The 18,081-nt window shown below is 39.2% G+C and carries 19 protein-coding genes and 1 other RNA gene; 14 read left to right on the top strand and 6 right to left on the bottom strand.

Annotation, left to right across the window (positions count from 1 at the left end):
- Positions 1-13 precede the first annotated feature (13 nt).
- The 3 genes from rnpB (at position 14) to IEW76_RS01460 (ending at position 3,292) form a co-directional block, all read left to right on the top strand.
- Positions 14-395: RNase P RNA component class B (gene rnpB, locus IEW76_RS01470), an RNA gene on the top strand.
- 93 nt (positions 396-488) lie between these two features.
- Positions 489-1,631 (top strand): THUMP domain-containing class I SAM-dependent RNA methyltransferase, encoded by a 1,143-nt coding sequence (locus tag IEW76_RS01465; protein ID WP_188650210.1) that lies wholly within the window; start codon positions 489-491, stop codon positions 1,629-1,631.
- Between the two features lie 149 nt (positions 1,632-1,780).
- On the top strand, positions 1,781-3,292 hold the full coding sequence (locus IEW76_RS01460; RefSeq protein ID WP_188650208.1) for a carboxypeptidase M32: 1,512 nt from the start codon (positions 1,781-1,783) through the stop codon (positions 3,290-3,292).
- Between the two features lie 35 nt (positions 3,293-3,327).
- Here the strand turns inward: IEW76_RS01460 and IEW76_RS01455 are convergent, their stop codons facing one another.
- The 3 genes from IEW76_RS01455 to IEW76_RS01445 are packed head-to-tail and all read right to left on the bottom strand — an operon-like array spanning position 3,328 to position 5,669.
- Positions 3,328-4,980 (bottom strand): b(o/a)3-type cytochrome-c oxidase subunit 1, encoded by a 1,653-nt coding sequence (locus IEW76_RS01455; protein WP_188650207.1) that lies wholly within the window; start codon positions 4,978-4,980, stop codon positions 3,328-3,330.
- Positions 4,977-5,483, bottom strand: coding sequence for a cytochrome c oxidase subunit II (locus IEW76_RS01450; RefSeq protein ID WP_036779273.1), 507 nt, complete (start codon positions 5,481-5,483; stop codon positions 4,977-4,979). Before IEW76_RS01450 ends, IEW76_RS01455 begins: the two co-directional genes overlap by 4 nt.
- Positions 5,484-5,516: 33 nt before the next feature.
- Positions 5,517-5,669 (bottom strand): cytochrome c oxidase subunit 2A, encoded by a 153-nt coding sequence (locus tag IEW76_RS01445; RefSeq protein ID WP_156969047.1) that lies wholly within the window; start codon positions 5,667-5,669, stop codon positions 5,517-5,519.
- 345 nt (positions 5,670-6,014) lie between these two features.
- Between IEW76_RS01445 and IEW76_RS01440 the strand changes: the two genes are divergently transcribed.
- The 6 genes from IEW76_RS01440 (at position 6,015) to IEW76_RS01415 (ending at position 10,258) form a co-directional block, all read left to right on the top strand.
- Positions 6,015-6,782, top strand: coding sequence for an SDR family NAD(P)-dependent oxidoreductase (locus IEW76_RS01440; RefSeq protein ID WP_188650205.1), 768 nt, complete (start codon positions 6,015-6,017; stop codon positions 6,780-6,782).
- A gap of 259 nt (positions 6,783-7,041) precedes the next feature.
- Entirely contained in the window at positions 7,042-8,130 is a 1,089-nt protein-coding gene (locus IEW76_RS01435) for a type III polyketide synthase (RefSeq protein ID WP_188650204.1), read from the top strand.
- Positions 8,127-8,639: an isoprenylcysteine carboxyl methyltransferase family protein gene (locus tag IEW76_RS01430; RefSeq protein ID WP_188650203.1), complete on the top strand. Its 513-nt coding sequence runs from the start codon at positions 8,127-8,129 to the stop codon at positions 8,637-8,639. The genes IEW76_RS01435 and IEW76_RS01430 overlap by 4 nt, the downstream gene beginning before the upstream one ends.
- 123 nt (positions 8,640-8,762) lie before the next feature.
- Entirely contained in the window at positions 8,763-8,912 is a 150-nt protein-coding gene (locus IEW76_RS01425) for a hypothetical protein (RefSeq protein WP_188650202.1), read from the top strand.
- Between the two features lie 182 nt (positions 8,913-9,094).
- Positions 9,095-9,928 carry a sulfurtransferase gene (locus IEW76_RS01420; RefSeq protein WP_188650201.1) on the top strand — a complete coding sequence of 278 codons (834 nt, stop codon included), beginning with the start codon at positions 9,095-9,097 and terminating at the stop codon, positions 9,926-9,928.
- 27 nt (positions 9,929-9,955) lie between these two features.
- The gene (locus IEW76_RS01415; protein WP_188650200.1) at positions 9,956-10,258 is read left to right on the top strand and encodes a DUF6123 family protein; all 303 of its coding nucleotides are present in this window, start codon (positions 9,956-9,958) and stop codon (positions 10,256-10,258) included.
- 12 nt (positions 10,259-10,270) lie between these two features.
- On the opposite strand, the gene IEW76_RS01410 is transcribed toward IEW76_RS01415, so the two are convergent.
- From IEW76_RS01410 to IEW76_RS01400, 3 genes are all read right to left on the bottom strand, one after another.
- Complete coding sequence (locus IEW76_RS01410) at positions 10,271-10,660, bottom strand: ribonuclease HI family protein (protein WP_188650199.1); 390 nt, start codon at positions 10,658-10,660, stop codon at positions 10,271-10,273.
- Between the two features lie 13 nt (positions 10,661-10,673).
- Positions 10,674-11,357: a queuosine precursor transporter gene (locus IEW76_RS01405; protein WP_188650197.1), complete on the bottom strand. Its 684-nt coding sequence runs from the start codon at positions 11,355-11,357 to the stop codon at positions 10,674-10,676.
- A 1,207-nt stretch (positions 11,358-12,564) separates the two neighbouring features.
- Positions 12,565-12,765 carry a cold-shock protein gene (locus IEW76_RS01400; protein WP_036779253.1) on the bottom strand — a complete coding sequence of 67 codons (201 nt, stop codon included), beginning with the start codon at positions 12,763-12,765 and terminating at the stop codon, positions 12,565-12,567.
- A gap of 351 nt (positions 12,766-13,116) precedes the next feature.
- On the opposite strand from IEW76_RS01400, the gene IEW76_RS01395 reads away from it, so the two are divergent.
- The 5 genes from IEW76_RS01395 (at position 13,117) to IEW76_RS01375 (ending at position 17,998) form a co-directional block, all read left to right on the top strand.
- A complete protein-coding gene (locus tag IEW76_RS01395; RefSeq protein WP_188650196.1) occupies positions 13,117-14,787 on the top strand; it encodes a formate--tetrahydrofolate ligase in 1,671 nt (556 codons plus the stop codon).
- A gap of 108 nt (positions 14,788-14,895) precedes the next feature.
- Positions 14,896-15,750 carry a DUF72 domain-containing protein gene (locus tag IEW76_RS01390; RefSeq protein WP_188650195.1) on the top strand — a complete coding sequence of 285 codons (855 nt, stop codon included), beginning with the start codon at positions 14,896-14,898 and terminating at the stop codon, positions 15,748-15,750.
- Positions 15,751-15,759: 9 nt separating this feature from the next.
- Positions 15,760-16,350: an HD domain-containing protein gene (locus tag IEW76_RS01385; RefSeq protein ID WP_188650193.1), complete on the top strand. Its 591-nt coding sequence runs from the start codon at positions 15,760-15,762 to the stop codon at positions 16,348-16,350.
- A gap of 200 nt (positions 16,351-16,550) precedes the next feature.
- Positions 16,551-17,483, top strand: a complete 933-nt coding sequence (locus tag IEW76_RS01380; RefSeq protein ID WP_373285924.1) for a thymidylate synthase — start codon at positions 16,551-16,553, stop codon at positions 17,481-17,483.
- Between the two features lie 23 nt (positions 17,484-17,506).
- Positions 17,507-17,998, top strand: coding sequence for a dihydrofolate reductase (locus IEW76_RS01375; protein ID WP_036779240.1), 492 nt, complete (start codon positions 17,507-17,509; stop codon positions 17,996-17,998).
- Positions 17,999-18,081 lie beyond the last annotated feature (83 nt).

The following is an 18,081-nucleotide window of genomic DNA, read 5'->3' as shown; positions in this document are numbered from 1 at the left end:
GAGCGGTTGATGAATGCTTGGGTAATCGCTGCATGTTTTAGCATGTAGAGGAAAGTCCATGCTCGCACAGGCTGAGATGCTTGTAGTGTTCGTGCTTGACGAAACCATAAGTCAAGGTAGTGTTCACACTAACGGCAGGGAAGACACCTACGTCTTATAGATAAGGTGTTGCGATCTTGAAAGTGCCACAGTGACGAAGTTTGATTGGAAACAATCAAAGTGGAACGAGGTAAACCCCACGAGCGAGCAACCCAAAATTAGGTAGGGGCACTCTTCTGAGGAAATTCAACCAATATGAAGAGACAAGCTTTACGCTTGTAGATAGATGATTACCACCTTTCGTACGAGGTTGACCACCGATAGCAGTACAAAGGTACAGAACATGGCTTACAAAGCATTCATCTGGTCAATTAATGTTCATCACAAACCCTTTCTAAAGCTCGAGCTTAGAAAGGGTTTTTTTATTACGTTAAAAGGAGTGCTTATGCATGCCGAAACCAAAAAAAGTAACCTTAATTGCAACTACAGCCATGGGGCTTGAATCAATAGTAGCTAAAGAGGTTAAGGGATTGGGTTATGAAGATGTTACTGTAGAAAATGGCCGGGTTCGTTATGAAGCAGATTTATCTGCTATTCCTCGTAGTAACCTGTGGTTAAGAAGTGCTGATCGAGTAAAATTTGTAATTGGCGAATTCAAAGCTACCACATTTGACGACTTATTCGAACAAACGAAAGCTTTGCCATGGGAAGATTATATACCTGAAGATGGAGCGGTTCCTGTTATTGGTAAATCTGTAAAGTCTACACTTTATTCTGTTCGGGACTGCCAATCAATTGTTAAGAAGGCGATCGTTGAACGAATGAGAAAAATGTATGGACTTGCCTCTCGTATTGAAGAGTCAGGACCTGAACATAAAGTTGAAATTGCCATTCATAAAGATCATGCTCTACTTACAATGGATACAAGTGGTGCAGGGCTTCATAAGCGTGGTTATAGGACTGGCCAAGGTGAGGCACCTTTAAAAGAGACAATGGCTGCTGCTCTTGTACAACTTACGAATTGGAACCCAAATGAGCCATTCGTAGACCCGTTCTGTGGTTCTGGTACGATTCCGATTGAAGCAGCTTTAATTGGTCAAAATATTGCCCCTGGGTTTAATAGGGAGTTTGCTTCAGAATCATGGGACTTCATCCCTTATAATCTATGGGAAGCTGCCTTCAATGAAGCTGAAGAGGCTGCTAATTATGACCAGGAGTTAAATATAACTGGTTTAGATGTAGATGGTCGTATGATAGAAACTGCAAAAGCGAATGCAATTGAAGCAGGACTTGGTGATTTGATTACTTGGAAGCAAATGCAGGTTAAAGACTTTAATCCAAAAGAAAAAAATGGTTATATTGTTGGGAACCCTCCATACGGAGAACGCATCGGCGACAAGGAAGAAGTCGAACAGATGTATAAAGATTTCGGTTTAATCATGCGTGATCATCCTTCATGGAGTGTTTATGTTATAACTTCGAATGAAAAATTCGAAAAACTTTACGGTCTCCCAGCTACGAAGCGACGTAAGTTATACAATGGCTTTATTAAGATCGATTACTATCAGTATTTTGGGAAGAAAGAATATTAAATTACACCTTAGTCAGGCACTGCTACCCCTTTAGCAAGTGCCTGACTTTTTGTTATGTCTATAAGATATATTTGTTGAAGTATACTGAATAATTAGTATAATTGTAGGAGATCTATCGTTTATTGTAAACGGAGAAGAGGAGGAAAGAAATGAGTACAGTGCAAACAGAATTACAGCCGATTGAGCAGAAATTTATGGACTATGTGAAAGAAATAACACAATTAGGTGAAGCTATTGGTTTGATGGGATGGGATTTACGTACATACGCACCAAAGAAGGGTGTAGAAGGTCGTTCAGAAGTAATCGCTACCCTTTCATCTAAAATACATGAAATGCAAACATCTGATCAAATGAAAGAATACATCGACACATTAAAGGGTCAAACTGATCATGAAATTGTTCAGAAGTCAGTAGAAGAATGTGAAAAGGACTATAATCAAGCTCGAAAAATACCTGCTGATGAGTTTAAAGAATATGTAGCACTACAGTCTAAAGCTGAGTCTGTGTGGGAAGAAGCAAAGGACAAAAACGACTTTGAGATGTTTAAACCATACTTAGAGAAAATGGTGGAATTTAATAAGCGATTCGCAGAATATTGGGGTTATGAGAAGCATATCTATAATGCACTCTTGGATAATTTTGAACCCGGAGTAACTGTAGATGTCCTTGACGAGGTATTCCCAGCTGTAAGAAAGTCACTGACTGAACTACTGCAAAAGATTCAAAATTCAAGTGTGGAAGTTGATGCTTCTGTCCTTACAGGTCATTTCCCTAAAGAACAACAACAAGCATTTAGTTTAGAAATTTTAAAGCGTATGGGATATGATTTTGATGCTGGTCGACTTGACGAAACAGTACATCCATTTGCGACAGGGTTAAACCAAGGGGATGTCCGTGTTACTACAAAATATGATGAATCAGATTTCCGGACCGCTGTCTTCGGTACAATTCATGAAGGTGGGCATGCTCTATATGAACAAAATATCAGTTCTGAGCTTGCATATACTGCTCTTCAAGGTGGCACTTCAATGGGGATTCATGAATCACAATCCTTATTCTGGGAGAATTTTGTCTCAAGGACTAAAGCATTTTGGCAGAACCATTATGACTTGTTCTTGGAGCATGCACCTGAATCTTTTAAGGAAGTTTCATTCGAAGATTTCTTTGCAGCTGTAAATGAAGTCAAACCATCATTTATTCGTATTGAAGCAGACGAATTAACCTATTGTCTCCATATTATGATCCGCTATGAACTCGAAAAAGCGCTAATCAGTGGAGAGATAGAAGTAGGGGACCTTCCTGAGTTATGGAATGATAAAATGGAAGAGTACCTTGGCGTTCGTCCAACTAGCAATAAAGTTGGTGTCCTTCAAGATGTTCACTGGGCTGGCGGAATGTTCGGTTACTTCCCATCCTATGCACTAGGTTATATGTATGCAGCTCAGTTCCATAACACAATGAAGAGTGAGATAGATGTAGAGGGATCAATTGAAAAAGGTGACTTTACTGTCATAAAGAATTGGTTAACTGAAAACATTCATAAATTTGGTAAATCAAAGAAGCCTCTTGAGATTTTAGAGGATGTAACTGGTGAAAAATTAAATGCTAATCACCTAGTACAGCATTTATCGGACAAATATAGTAAAGTGTATCAATTTTAATAAAAATAGGAGACCCTTAAAGGGTCTCCTATTTTTTATGAATTACCTATTAAACCTTTAAACGTTGGTGATCCTGGTGGTGAATTTTGAATGATGTCTATAAATGGAATCGTGTAAGCGAAAGCAATTAAGACCACTGCGATGCCAATCCATAAGCGCCAGTTCTCAAAGATCATAGGAGTAGGTTCAGCATCTTCAGCTGTTTCTGCTATTGGGAATTCTTCTACACCTTTTGGAGCAAAGAAAGTCATGTAAAGAAATGTGTACATCATGATTATGATGCCGATAAAAAGAATGGATCCACCAATGGCTTGACCGTATTGATATCCGATCCATTCTGTTACTTGTTCACTGCCATTGTATTCAGAAAAGGCGGAGCGGCGTGGAGCGCCAAGTAAACCGGCAATATGCATGGAACCTGACATAAAGAACATTCCAATGGCCCACACAATGGTTTGAATAATTCCTAAACGGTTCGTTTTTTCATCCAGTTTGCGACCTGTTAATACAGGAACGAGCCAATAGGATATCCCGAAGAATGTAAGGATAACAGTTGTCGCTAATGTCAGGTGAAAGTGACCCGTAACCCAGATTGTATTATGAACAACAAGATTTAACTGGTTAGATGCATTGACCAGACCTCCTGCACCTGCAGGAATAAATGCAATCATTCCAACCATAGGTGCGAAAAAGCGAACATCCTTCCAAGGAAGTGCTTTAAACCAACCAAATAGGGTGTTAAACCCTTTTGCTCTGCCAGCTGTTTCAAAAGTTGCAAACATGCTGAAAGCAGTTAATAGTGAAGGGATGGCAACAGCAAATGTTAATACAACTTGGATGTATTTCCAAAATGGATCAATACCAGGTTCTAATAATTGGTGGTGAAATCCAACTGGAATAGAGAACAACAGGAATAGAATGAATGCCAGACGTGCTAAACCGTCACTAAATATTTTGCCACCGATAATTTTAGGGATAATTCCATACCATGCCATGTAAGCTGGTAACAACCAAAAGTATACAAGCGGATGGCCAAAATACCAGAATAATGTACGACTCACAAGGATGTTAATTTCATCCACGATCCCTAAAGACCAAGGGATAAATTGAATAAGTACTGTTGCTGCCACGCCAATTGTACTAATAAACCAGATTATCATATTAATAACGACCATAAAGGCTAGTAATGGAGATTTTTCTCCTTTATTTGCTTTTTTCCATTTATATAACTGGTGAAAATTAACGAAACAAGCGATCCACGTGCCTACAATAACGAGTGTTAGGCCAAAGTAGAAAATAGGATGAGCCGCAAGTGGAGCGTAGAAGGTATATAATACACTTGCTTTACCTAACAGAATCATAGTTGCAGCTGCAATCGTACCAACAAGCATTACCCAGAAGGCGATCCAAGCCCAAACTCTTTCTCTATCACTCATACCAACCGTTTTACTCATTAAAGAAAATTGGAATCCGATAATAAAGAATGTGGTTAACACTAAAGCAAGAATAACTCCGTGCACAGTGAGGATTTGATAATAATCAATTCCAAATGGTAATGTGAATCTCCCTGTTCTTACTAGGGTTTGTAAAAGTCCCATTAGTCCGCCTATCAGAAGTGAAATAAAGGCAACCCACATGTGGGCCATAGATAGCTTTGAATCTTTCTTTGTTAGTTGGTTAGCAATCATTCGTCATACACCTCCACAGTAGCGGTCATATAATGGTGACCAGTTCCGCAATATTCATTACAAACAAATGTATATGTTCCTGGCTTGTTAAAAGTGGTCTCTACCGTATTGATATAACCAGGTTCAAGCATCATATTTGCATTGGTGCCTGCTAATTCAAACCCATGAACTACATCTGTACTTGTGCCTTGGAACATGACCTCTGAGCCTACAGGAATTCTAATCGTACGTACTACATTTCCTTCTTCATCTGTTCCGAAATCGTAGTTAAAGGCTGAAGCAATGACGTTCACTACATAACGGTTATCATCTAGCTGCTGCATGCCTAAGTTCTCTTTTTTAAATGAATCATGAGCCTCTACATTTTGCGGGTCGATTGTGGTTAAGCAGCTAGGTGGTTTAGTCCCTTGATAAAATGCCCCTACGCCTAACATAATTAAAAAGATTAATAACGCTCCTCCACCAATTAACATCCACATCTTTTCATATTTGTGTAAATGCATTGTCTTTCCCCCTTAAACAAATCTGATTATGACTTACCGATTTACAAAAATCCCCCAAACTCCAAACCAAGTTACGACCAAGAATGCCCCTACAAATAAAACCGCGATAAACGTTCCTTTTAGATCCGCTTCTTCTGCTTGAGTTTTTGTCTGTGTATTTGGATCATTCAATTGAGTTTTTGCCATCTTCCATTCCACTCCTTCCAAATTACCCCTGTTTGGTTTTTACATTTTTATCATACTGTATTTTTTCTGTTTAGAAACAAGTTGGAGATCCATTTCACAAATAGTTCAAAACTCTCGAATAAACCTTTAATATCAATGGATCCGGCCGTTTGTGACGTTTATTTGACACCGATTTCATGAACAATCAGTGACAAAGTGACTATAAATGAATGGTTTTTAAAGCACTTCTTGTTTTACAAATTAATCAGAGTATATTTGTTTACACTGCGAGGGTAGTGAAAATGGCGTTCTCTTTAAATGGAATGGTATACTAAACAAACATTATAGTTGGAAGGGGAGAGTTTTATGTTTTTGCCTAGTTTCAACCTTGAAGGTAAACTTGCTGCAGTAACCGGTGCAACGAAGGGGATCGGGTATGCTATTGCGATGGCTTATGCAGAAGCCGGGGCAGACATTATTGTTATTTCAAGAACCGAAGAAGATGTACATACAGTTTGTAAAGAGATTGAACAAATAGGTAGAATTGCCTACCCTATTGTAGGAAATGTACAAAATTATAAGGAGATTATAAATCAAATAAAAGAAACCACTCCTTATCAAGACATTCATATTTGGGTGAACAACGCTGGAGTCAACATTAGAAGCGAGGCATTTAATGTAACAGAATCTGAGTGGGATCAGATCATACAGACAAATATGAAGAGTGCTTTCTTCTTGGCGCAATTTGCAGGTGAACAAATGAAAAAACGAGGGGAAGGCAAAGTGGTTAACGTCTCATCAGTGGCAGGTCATGTAGCCCTTCGCACAGGAGTAGTATATGGAATGACGAAGGCAGCATTGATTCAGATGACCAAGACACTATCTTTAGAATGGGGGAAACACAATATTCATGTGAATGCAATCGGTCCATGGTACTTCCCAACATCTCTAACGGAGAAGCTTCTTGAAGATGAACAATACGTTAAAGAAATAAAAGAGCGCACACCAATGGGAAGGGTTGGCGAGTTAAAAGAACTAGCGGGAGCTGCTGTATTCTTGGCTTCAGAAGGTAGTAATTACATGACTGGTCAAACTTTATTTATAGATGGCGGAATGAGTGTTTATGGTTTTTAATTTTTAAATTTAATAATTGTAGTTTTTGGCGCTAGGAGTTTTATGACTCCTAGCGCCTATTTATATAGATTAAGGTAAATCATACTGCTTGCCGATTCATAGTACATCTTGAACACATATGCTGAGGTTTAAAGAGATGAGTAGTATCAGTATCCTTTGAAACAAATTCATTATAAAAGCTACATAGTTAAAATGTATAAAACTGTGAGTAATATTCAAAGGGGGAGGCAAGCTAAAAGAAAAATGGAAGAGGGATAGTATGGCATGGATTACATCGGTCGGTGTGAGTATTCCCGAATATGAAATAACGCAAAAGGATATACAATCTTTTGTGAAAGAAGTGTTTCCTCGATCAGAAAGAGAGATTAACAGGCTATTACCTGTATTTGAAAACGCAGCGGTTGAAAAACGTCAATTCGTTGTACCAAAGGAATGGTTTGGCAAAGAGCATTCTTTTCAGGAGCGAAATGATTTATATGAAGAAAAAGCACTTCAGTATTCTTTAGAAGCTGTTGATCATTGTCTGACTAATGAATCATTCCTGACAGAAGAGGTCCCTTATGAATCAATAGACTATATCCTTTATGTATCCAGTACAGGAGTAGCTACACCAACTATTGATGCGCGTCTAATGAATGAACGAAATTTTAGGGATGATGTGAAACGTGTTCCTATTTGGGGGTTGGGATGCGCTGGCGGAGGTGCAGGTCTTGCTAGAGCTATGGATTTTGCGCATATGTATCCAGAAGCAACTATTCTAGTAGTGTGCGTTGAACTTTGTGGACTTACTTTTCAAAAAGGCGATCGAAGAAAGAGCAATTTCATAGGGACTGCTTTATTTGGTGATGGAATTGCAGCAGCATTAGTAACGGGAGAACATTCTCCAATTGCATCCAAAAGAACTTCTACAGCTCCAAAAATGATTCAATCAAGCTCTAAATTAAAAAAGCAAGCTCTTGATGTAATGGGGTGGAATGTGAATGAGGATGGCTTTCAAGTAGTCTTTGCTAAAAGCATACCTGCACTCGTTGAAACGTTTTGGAAAGAACACATTGAACACTTTTTAAGAAGTATAAATAAGAAAGAGGGGGACTTATCTTTCTACGTAGCTCACCCTGGAGGCCAAAAAGTTCTTCAAGCTTATGAGGAAGTATTGGGGAGTTCTAAAGAAAAATTCAGATATTCATACGATGTTTTAAAAAATCATGGCAATATGTCTTCTGCGACAGTATTACATGTTTTGAAACATTGGATGGAAGAGTTTCCAAAGGCAGGGACAGCTAGCGTACTAGCAGCATTAGGGCCTGGGTTTAGCTCTGAATTAGTTGGATTGGAGTGGTCGGAATGACTTTATGGTTTGTTGTATTATACTTGTTTATCATAGCACAACGACTTATTGAAGTGGCAGTAGCAAAACGTAATGAGAACTGGATGTTACGCCATGGTGCAATAGAAGTTGCTGGTGGCCATTACAAATGGATTGTTTTAGTACACTCGTTGTTCTTCGTTTCAGTTGGTTTAGAAGCATGGAATAAGGAGCTAGTCATCTCAGATTGGAAAGGCTTTTTATTAGGGGCATTCTTTGTTACTCAAGGGTTTCGAATCTGGTGCTTAACTTCGCTAGGAAGGTTCTGGAATACAAAAATCATTGTTTTACCAGGGGCAGAACTTGTAGCGAAGGGACCATATAAATGGATGAAGCATCCCAATTATGTAGTGGTGGGTTTAGAGTTTGTCATAATTCCACTGTTATTTAATGCCTATATGTCAGCTGTTTTATTTCCGCTACTTCATTTGGCTCTTATGAAAATTCGCATTCCTCATGAAGAGAGAGCTCTGACTAAACTGTCTGAATGATTGAAATTATTTCTCATTCTCATTGAAAACTCTTCTCAACCCTGCTATACTCTATTTAGAAATGAAAATCATTATCATCGGAAGTGAGGGGCTAAAATGATTTTTCTTATAATGGGAATTGTAGTGCTATATTCAATACTGATGGTTGGCATACTAGCTAAGCTTCGTGATGAAAAGGCAATGTACTTAGTAGATTTGTTTAAAGGTAGACATACATTAAGATCAGCAGAAGCGAAACAAAGAAAATATGAAGATGTTTTATCAGCCAGGTAATATACCTGGCTTTTTTATATGGTGAGAATTAGGAATCTTAGGTTATTAGTGTCCTTATCTCCCCAGAATATGGTTCGTTTTAACGACTTACAATCAGTTCAATTCAAGTAGAACGTTTTCAAGCGATACAAAAATCGGTATACTAATACATAGAGGCTAAAGAGAAGGGAGGATGGATAGATATGACGTACATTCATTCGGTTAATTGGGTTCAAGACCAACTCGACTCTATTCGATTGGTGGATTGTCGGTTTGATTTACAAAATCCAGACAAAGGACGATTAGAGTATGAAGAAGGGCACATACCTGGCGCAGTATACGTAGATCTGGAGAAGGATATGAGTGGGGTTGTTGGGCAATCAGGGGGGCGTCATCCTCTGCCAAACATGAATGATTTTTTAGATGTTATTCAAGAAGCGGGTATTCATAATAGTGATATCATTGTAGCTTACGATAATCAGAATGGTGCTATGGCATCAAGATTTGTATGGATGATGATGTATATGGGGCATAAAGAAGCTTATGTTTTAGATGGTGGATTGAAAGCTTGGGATGAAAAAGGGTATGGTATGACTACAGAAATTCCAGTGAACAACCGCTCCCTATATAAAGCAGAATTTCAATCTTGTATGATAGCGGATCAGACCTACGTAGCTCAACACATCTATGATGATCAAACAATCATTCTTGATTCAAGAAGTTATGAGCGCTTTGCAGGTATAAGTGAACCAATAGATCGAAAAGCAGGTCATATTCCTTCCGCTGTAAATGCAGAATGGACGAAGGTTTTAAATCAATCAGGAAGATGGAAATCTAAAGAGGAATTAAGAACTCATTTTCTGCAATATGGAAACCCGGAAGAGTGGATTATCTATTGTGGTTCCGGTGTTACAGCTGCACCTAATGTACTTGCATTATATGAAGCGGGATTTAAGCAAGTTCGACTCTATGTGGGTAGCTGGAGCGATTGGATTACCAATGATCAGAATCCGATAGATATCTCTGTCTCTTCTTAATCAGATTATACATAAAGGGTGTAGTACATGCCGCTATCCAAATCACTTGGGTATTTTATAGAAGATCTATGGTCGAAAGGATTTCGATTAAAGGATAAAGATATTCATTTTATTTATTTCGGCAAGAATTATACGAACTCTGAAGACTGGCTCGTAATCTTCGCATTAAAAATTACGATTCAGTTTCAAATGAAATTCGATGGAAGTTTTTTCATTGGAGTATTAGAGTATTTACAAGAAAACCATCCTCGTACTAAACGAGATGCTTGGATACTGATTGAACAAAAAGGGCTATACAAAAGAAGAAAACCACACTCCTTAGCCAAATAGGAGTGTGGTTTTTTAATTAGCGTGTATAGCAGCCCGTGCGAGTTCATCTGCTTTTTTGTTTTGCTTATCTGGTATCCATTTAATAAAAAAGAAAGGGAAATGATTTCCTAATTGTTCCGCTTCTCTTAAAAGAGGGAGGAAGCGATCTTGCTTCGTGGATGAGTGTTCAATACAGTCGACCACAAGCTTTGAATCCGAGCGTACACTAATGATCTCTTCCGGAAACATTTCCTTACAAATTTCAAGTGCTTTTATGAGAGCCGTAAATTCTGCTTCATGATTAGATGTTATCCCAATTGGAATCGAATAGGTGTGATGGTCTTTTCCATTTTTAATGTAGATTCCAACTCCGCTTGGGCCTGGGTCTCCTTTTGAAGAGCCATCTACATATACTTCAAGCATATGCTGACCTCCTTTATGAATGGTTAGATGCTTTATTAAATCGCTTCGCTAAATATAAGAAAGGTGTATCTAAAGCAGCAACAATAAATTTAATAACATACGTTGTAATAAAGATTTCAAACCAAACGTTTGTCGGCACTTCTCCTAAGAAAGCAACTAGGGTGAACACAAAGGAATCAAGTAACTGACTAACCATTGTACTTCCGTTATTTCGAACCCAAAGAAAGCGATCGCCAGCAAACCTACTCTTAAGTTTAGAATAGATGAATACGTCCACATACTGACTTACGATATAGGCTAGTAAACTTCCGGCAGCAACGCGGGGTAATAATCCAAATATAGTTTCAAGAGCCGCTTGGACTTCTGAACCTACAGGTGTGAACCATTTAACCGCTATTTGCATCATAACTGTCATACTAATTAGAGTAAAGAAACCTAACCAAACCGCTTTTTTTGCTTCCTGTTTACCATATTTCTCATTCAGAATATCGGTAGCCAAGAATACTGTTCCATAAATAATATTTCCAAGCGTTGCAGTTAATCCAAACATCTCAATCGTTTTAGTAACTTGAATGTTGGCTACAACAGTGGCCATGCCAATCCATACAAATAGACCTTGTCTTCCAAACCCTTTATAAATTAACGTTAACATTGAAAAGTTAATAAGGGCGAATAGGATCCATAAAATTTCGTTCATATTTTCAATCCTTTCTAGTTTTGATATCGCAGGAAGTTTCGAACTGCGCTATGCATAACGATAGACCATTATACGTGGTGTTGATGTTTTTTTCAATATGTTGCCTAAACTGTACTTTTGAGAGTCTACTTAAAGTAAAGAATAACGTTGTTGTTTACTCTGATAAGAGGAAGGTGGTCCTTTGAAAACACTCGCTTTCCTGCGGACGAACTCCAGAGCTTCCTCAGTCGCTTCACTCCCTGCGGGATCTCTGAAGCCCGTCTTTCCGCGGGAGTCTCGTATTTTCAAAGGACCACCTTTACCGTGTTAGAGTTAAACAAAAACGTTGCCATATCTTGGCGATCTCCCCCCTCTTTTGAGAAGTGGGGCCGTTATTCAAATTAACTGGGTGTTTTCCCAGGACTGCGAAAATTACACGGGAAAAGGAGCCAATCTTGGTCCGGCGGGGAGGGTTTAGTGTAATAAGTCATCTATTTTTTCAAATGCTAGTCGCCTTTTCCGAAAAGCTGTCTTATCCGACCCAAAGCGAGGCGGGGGCGTTCGATGTTGTCACAGGATGTGACGATCCTAGTCGAACTTCTTTTTATCCCTAGGCATCACGCCTGCACTCTTTATTCTAGGGGAGCTCCAGGAAGATAGCTTGACGTGTGAGAAGGCTTCCTAGCTCCACGCAGGAAAGCAAGTTGTTCCCGGGCAAGCCCTAGCTTTAATGAGGTGAACGGCCCTGAAGTTGGCATCAGGAGATCTAATGTCACCCTATATGGCATGTTTTCGTTCATCCTTATATGGAAAAGGTGGGTCTGGAAACTGCGAGACTCCCGTGGGCAGAAGAGCCAGTCTAGTTCCGGCATGGAGGACCTAGCGTGATAAGTCATCTTTTTTCCAAAGCCTAAGCGTCTTTTCCAAAAAGCTGTCTTATCCGTACGGTCCTAGGCACCACGCCTGCACTTTTCAATCTAGGGGAGACCCCGGAGACCGGCGTGCCGGTTGAGGAGGCTCACCAGCTCCCCACAGGAAAGCGAGTGGTTTCCAGACCCACCTTACGCTCAATTAAAGTTCACGGAAACATTCTCTCAGCTTGTAGTCTTCATGATTACTGCCCTTTTCTTGTGAAAGCTATTCAATAACACCACGTTAACAGAGGCAAATAAAAAAGCGACAGCTCTAAAGAGCTGTCGCTATATGACGTGCGTTTTTTATAATTTAATTAGTTTTTAACAACGTTAGCAGCTTGAGGGCCACGGTCGCCTTCTACGATTTCGAAAGAAACGCTTTGACCTTCTTCAAGTGTTTTGAAACCTTCTTCTTGGATCGCAGAGAAGTGTACGAATACATCGTTTCCACCTTCTACTTGGATGAAACCATAACCTTTTTCTGCGTTAAACCATTTTACTGTACCGTTTTGCATTGTAAAATCCTCCTAAAACATTCACGTAATGACGTGAGACGTAATAATACAAAGTCGATGTAAGAATACATAAAAAAGGGTAACTCCAATAGAAATGTAGGATCATCAAATCCCGAACACTTCTATTGAAGTTACCTCGTCTTTCATGATTCCACATCTTCTTTGCTTAGGTCTAATATAGCTTATTTTTATAAAGGAAGTCAAGGAGTAATGAGAATTTTTAAAACAAATTGTATATTCTCAACTTACTGCAAATGATCTTCTGCCCTTCACCATTTAAAATACCCGTTCTTTGCATTTTTAGTCTTATTTCATCTAAACTATAAAAGAATTAATGGAAGGAGAACTGTCATGAAAAAAGATATTGAAATTGCTCAACAAGCTAATATAAAACCAATAGAAGAAATTACGCATCAGCTAAATCTAGATCACGAGGACTTTGAACCATATGGACGATACAAAGCGAAATTATCTGATTCATTACTACATAAGTTGTCAGAACGTAAGAATGGAAAGGTTGTGCTCGTAACGGCCATTAACCCTACCCCGGCAGGTGAAGGGAAGTCTACCGTTACTGTTGGGTTAGGACAGGCTATGAATCAGCTGAATAAAAAAACTGTAATTGCACTTCGGGAGCCTTCCTTAGGTCCAACAATGGGATTAAAGGGAGGCGCTGCTGGGGGAGGTTATTCGCAAGTTTTACCCATGGAAGATATCAACCTTCATTTCACAGGCGATATACATGCGATTACTAGTGCAAACAATGCCCTTTCGGCTTTTATAGATAATCATATTCACAGAGGAAATGAATTGAATATCGATCCTAGAAAGATTGGGTGGAAAAGAGTTTTAGATTTAAATGACCGTGCGCTACGAGAAGTTGTGGTAGGACTAGGTGGCCCGTTAAAAGGCGTTCCTAGGGAAGATGGATTTAATATTAGTGTAGCCTCTGAGATTATGGCTATTCTCTGTCTCGCTTCAGACTTGGTGGATCTAAAAAAACGAATTGCTCGAATTGTGTTTGGTTATACGTATGAGGATCAACCCGTTACTGTAGAACAGTTAGGTATGGAAGGAGCTTTAACGCTTCTGTTAAAAGAAGCGCTCAAGCCAAATCTTGTCCAAACGATTGAAAATACACCCGCAATTGTACACGGTGGGCCATTTGCCAACATTGCCCATGGGTGTAACAGTGTAATGGCGACAACAATTGCTTCAAAATTAGGGGACTATGTCATTACGGAAGCAGGTTTTGGTGCTGATCTTGGGGCAGAGAAGTTTCTAAATATCAAAACACGAGCAGGAGATTTCACTCCAGACGCCGTCGTCATTGTTGCTACTGCTCGGGCTTTGAAGATGCATGGTGGAGTATCGAAAGACGAATTGGCACAAGAAAACGTACGCGCCCTTCAACAAGGGATCACCAATCTCGAAAAACATATGGAGACGATTCAATCGTTTGGTCTTCCATTTGTAGTCGCTTTGAATCGTTTCCCTACGGATACTGAAGAGGAGCTAGCCTTTATAGAAAAATGGTGTGAAGAACGAAATGTACGGGTTGCACTAACTGAAGTTCATTCTAAGGGAGGTTCAGGAGGGCTAGATCTTGCTCAATCTGTAATTGATACTGTTGAAACGGAAGCTAGCTCATTTACTTATACGTATGACCTTGAAGACTCTATTGAAGAAAAAATATCGAAAATTGCTAAAAAGGTATATGGTGCTAAAGGAGTTGAATTTTCCAATCAGGCTAAGAAGCAAATGGAATTATACGACAAGCTAGGATGGGCAAATCTCCCTGTTTGCATGGCTAAAACCCAGTACTCACTTTCGGATGATCCTTCCCTTATAGGAAGACCATCTGACTTCACGATTACGATTAGAGAATTTAGCCCCTCCATTGGAGCAGGATTCATCGTGGCTTTGACCGGTGATGTTATGACCATGCCAGGCTTACCTAAAGAACCAGCTGCACTCCACATGGATATAGACTCATCTGGAAATGCAGTAGGCTTATTCTAAGCTGAGTGTTAGAGATTGCTCTTTCTGAAGGGCAATCTCTTTTGCTTTACAGTTTAATTCGTTCCTTCGTAATATAGAGGTGAAGATAAGGGGGGGAGGATGGTACATATGAACTTATCAATAGGCGTAACGGGTTGGGGAGATCATGATCAACTATATCCTGCCGGAACTAAAAGTCAAGATAAATTAGCGGTATATGCCTCTCATTTTCCTGTTGTGGAAATAGATAGTGCATTTTATGCAATCCAACCTAAACGGAATTATGAAAAATGGGTTAAGGAAACACCAGTTGGTTTTACATTCGTGGTGAAAGCTTTTAGTAAAATGACTGGCCACCAAAGAGAAAAAATGTCCTCAGAAGAAGTTCGAGAGATGTTCGAAGCTTATATAGAGTCGATCCAACCGTTACTTGATTCAGGTAAGCTTCGTTTTGTTTTATTTCAATTTCCGCCGTGGTTTTCTGTATCAAAGGAAAATGTTCAAAAACTAAGAGTCATTCGTGAATTGATGGGAGACATACCACTTGCGTTAGAATTTCGTAACCAATCTTGGTACTCAAGTAAATATAGAGAACAAACTCTATCATTTATGAAAAAGGGAAACTGGATTCATGGAATTGTTGATGAACCTCAAGCTGGTGAGGGATCTGCACCAACGGTTCTTCAAGCTACACATTCCAAAGATACACTGGTAAGACTACACGGTCGTAACGTGCATGGGTGGAACAAAAATGGACGTGAAGATTGGAGAGAGGTACGTTTTTTGTACCGCTACAATGATGAAGAACTTCAAGAATGGAAGGATAATGTTGAGTATTTACTTCAACAATCCGAACATGTAACGGTATTGTTCAACAATAACTCTGGTGGAGACGCCGCGGATAATGCTAAACAATTTATCGACTTATGCCAGATTGAGTATGAGCAGTTAAACCCAAGACAAATGGATTTATTCCAAGAATAGGAGAAATTTATGGAGAACAACGTGTTGGAGCAAGTATCAAGCTATATATACAATCGTTTTTGCCATGACGCTACTGGACATGACTTCTATCATATGAGAAGGGTTGCGAAAATGGCAAAGCGATTGGCTTTGTTAGAGGGAGGCGATCCTTTTATTTCAGAACTCGCAGGATGGCTCCATGATACTCAAGATCCAAAACTGACTGAGAATCTTTCAGAAGCTAAGCAAGAAGTTATGGACTTATTTGAATATTGTCAAATTTCACTAGAAGAACAGGAGCAGATTTTAGTGGCAATGGAAGCAGTCTCTTTTAAAACAGGCCATCGCATTCCTCGGAGCCTAGAGGGGAAAGTTGTACAAGACGCTGATCGATTAGATGCTATTGGAGCTATTGGTATTGCACGTGCATTCTCCTATGGTGGAGCTAAGGGTCAAGCTTTACATAGTGAAACTTCTGAGGAGACGACAATACGCCACTTTTATGATAAACTGCTTCAGATTCAAGGTCTTCTAAACACTCCTTCAGCGATGGAGATTGGTCAAAAGAGACATGACTTTCTTGAAACGTACCTTCATGAGTTTTACGAGGAGTGGATGTAATAGATTTAAGGGCAAACTAAATGGCTGTAAGTTTCTATCAGTGATAGGGTCTAGCAACCCTTTTCGCCTAAGAAAAATTGTTATATTTTACTGAGATCAAACATCTTACTTGAATCTGAGATATGGTATAATGTCTCGGACTAGTTTAGTGAAAAAATGAGGTGAAGATTGTGCAAACAAGTGAAAAATCGTATTTAGATATGTGTCGATACATAATGGATTATGGCGAACATAAAGGAGACCGTACCGGTACAGGCACGTTTTCTACGTTCGGCTATCAAATGAGATTTGATTTATCAGAAGGCTTTCCTCTCTTAACCACAAAGAAAGTACCGTTTCGTCTTATTAAAAGTGAACTTTTGTGGTTTTTAAAAGGTGACACCAATATACGCTACCTTTTGGAGCACGATAATAATATTTGGAACGAATGGCCTTTCAAGCGTTGGATTGAAAGTTCTGACTATCAAGGCCCTGACATGACAAACTTTGGACTTCGTAGCCAAGAGGACGAAGCTTTTAACGAAAAATATAAGGAACAAATGAATACATTTAAAAAACGTATATTATCAGATGACTCATTCGCTAAAACATATGGAGATTTAGGAAATGTGTATGGAAAGCAATGGCGTAATTGGGAGTCTTCTCAAGGAGAATGGATTGATCAAATTCAACAAGTTATTCATGATATCAAGACTAAGCCAGATTCAAGACGTCTAATTGTATCAGCTTGGAATCCTGAGGATATTGCTCCAGAGAGGGCCGCATTGCCTCCTTGTCATATTCTATTTCAATTTTACGTGGTTAACGGAAAGTTAAGTTGTCAGTTATATCAGCGCAGTGGGGATGTTTTCTTGGGGGTACCGTTTAACATTGCAAGTTATGCACTACTTACCCATTTAATTGCAGAAGAATGTGATTTAGAGGTAGGCGAGTTTATTCATACACTTGGAGATGCTCATATTTATACGAATCATGTAGAGCAAATTAAAACGCAGCTTGCTCGAGAAATGAAGCCCCTACCATCCATTTCAATTAACATGGAGGGAAAGTCTGTATTTGAAGTAGAAACCGATGATATTGAGCTAAACGGATATGACCCACACCCTCGTATTAAAGCACCAGTTGCTGTGTAGACTTGATAAAGGAGGATGAATATATGATTTCATTTTTAGTGGCGATGGATCGGAATCGTCTTATAGGAAAAGATAATGATTTACCATGGCGTCTCCCTAATGATTTGAAATTTTTCAAATCGGTTTCAACTGGGAAAACGATTATAATGGGAAGGAAAACATTTGAATCCATGAATGGACCACTTCCGAATCGCAAGAATGTTGTATTGACACGTGATGCTAACTTTCAAGAAGATGGGTGCGATGTCATTCACAGTCTAGATCCTGTCTTTGAATGGGAGAAAGAAGATCCTAATACAGAATACCTTATTATAGGTGGCAGTCATATCTTTGAACAAACGATCAATGAAGCGGATCGAATGTATATCACATGGATTGAAGAAGATTTTGAGGGGGATACATATTTCCCAGAGTTTAACGAAGATGAGTGGACTTTAACGAAGAAAGAGCGCGGAGTTCAAGACGAAAAAAACCCATATGAATACTACTTTTGCCAATACGATCGTAAACAATAAGTTTAAACGAAACTCATGCAGCTTTCCTGCATGAGTTTTTGGAATGATTGTCATTAGAAGGCTTGTTTTTGGAAACTATAATA

Origin of the sequence: Pontibacillus salipaludis, assembly GCF_014642405.1 — a bacterium.
In the GTDB taxonomy this organism is placed as follows: Bacteria; Bacillota; Bacilli; order Bacillales; family BH030062; genus Pontibacillus; species Pontibacillus salipaludis.
This window is presented reverse-complemented; position numbering and strand designations above follow the sequence as displayed.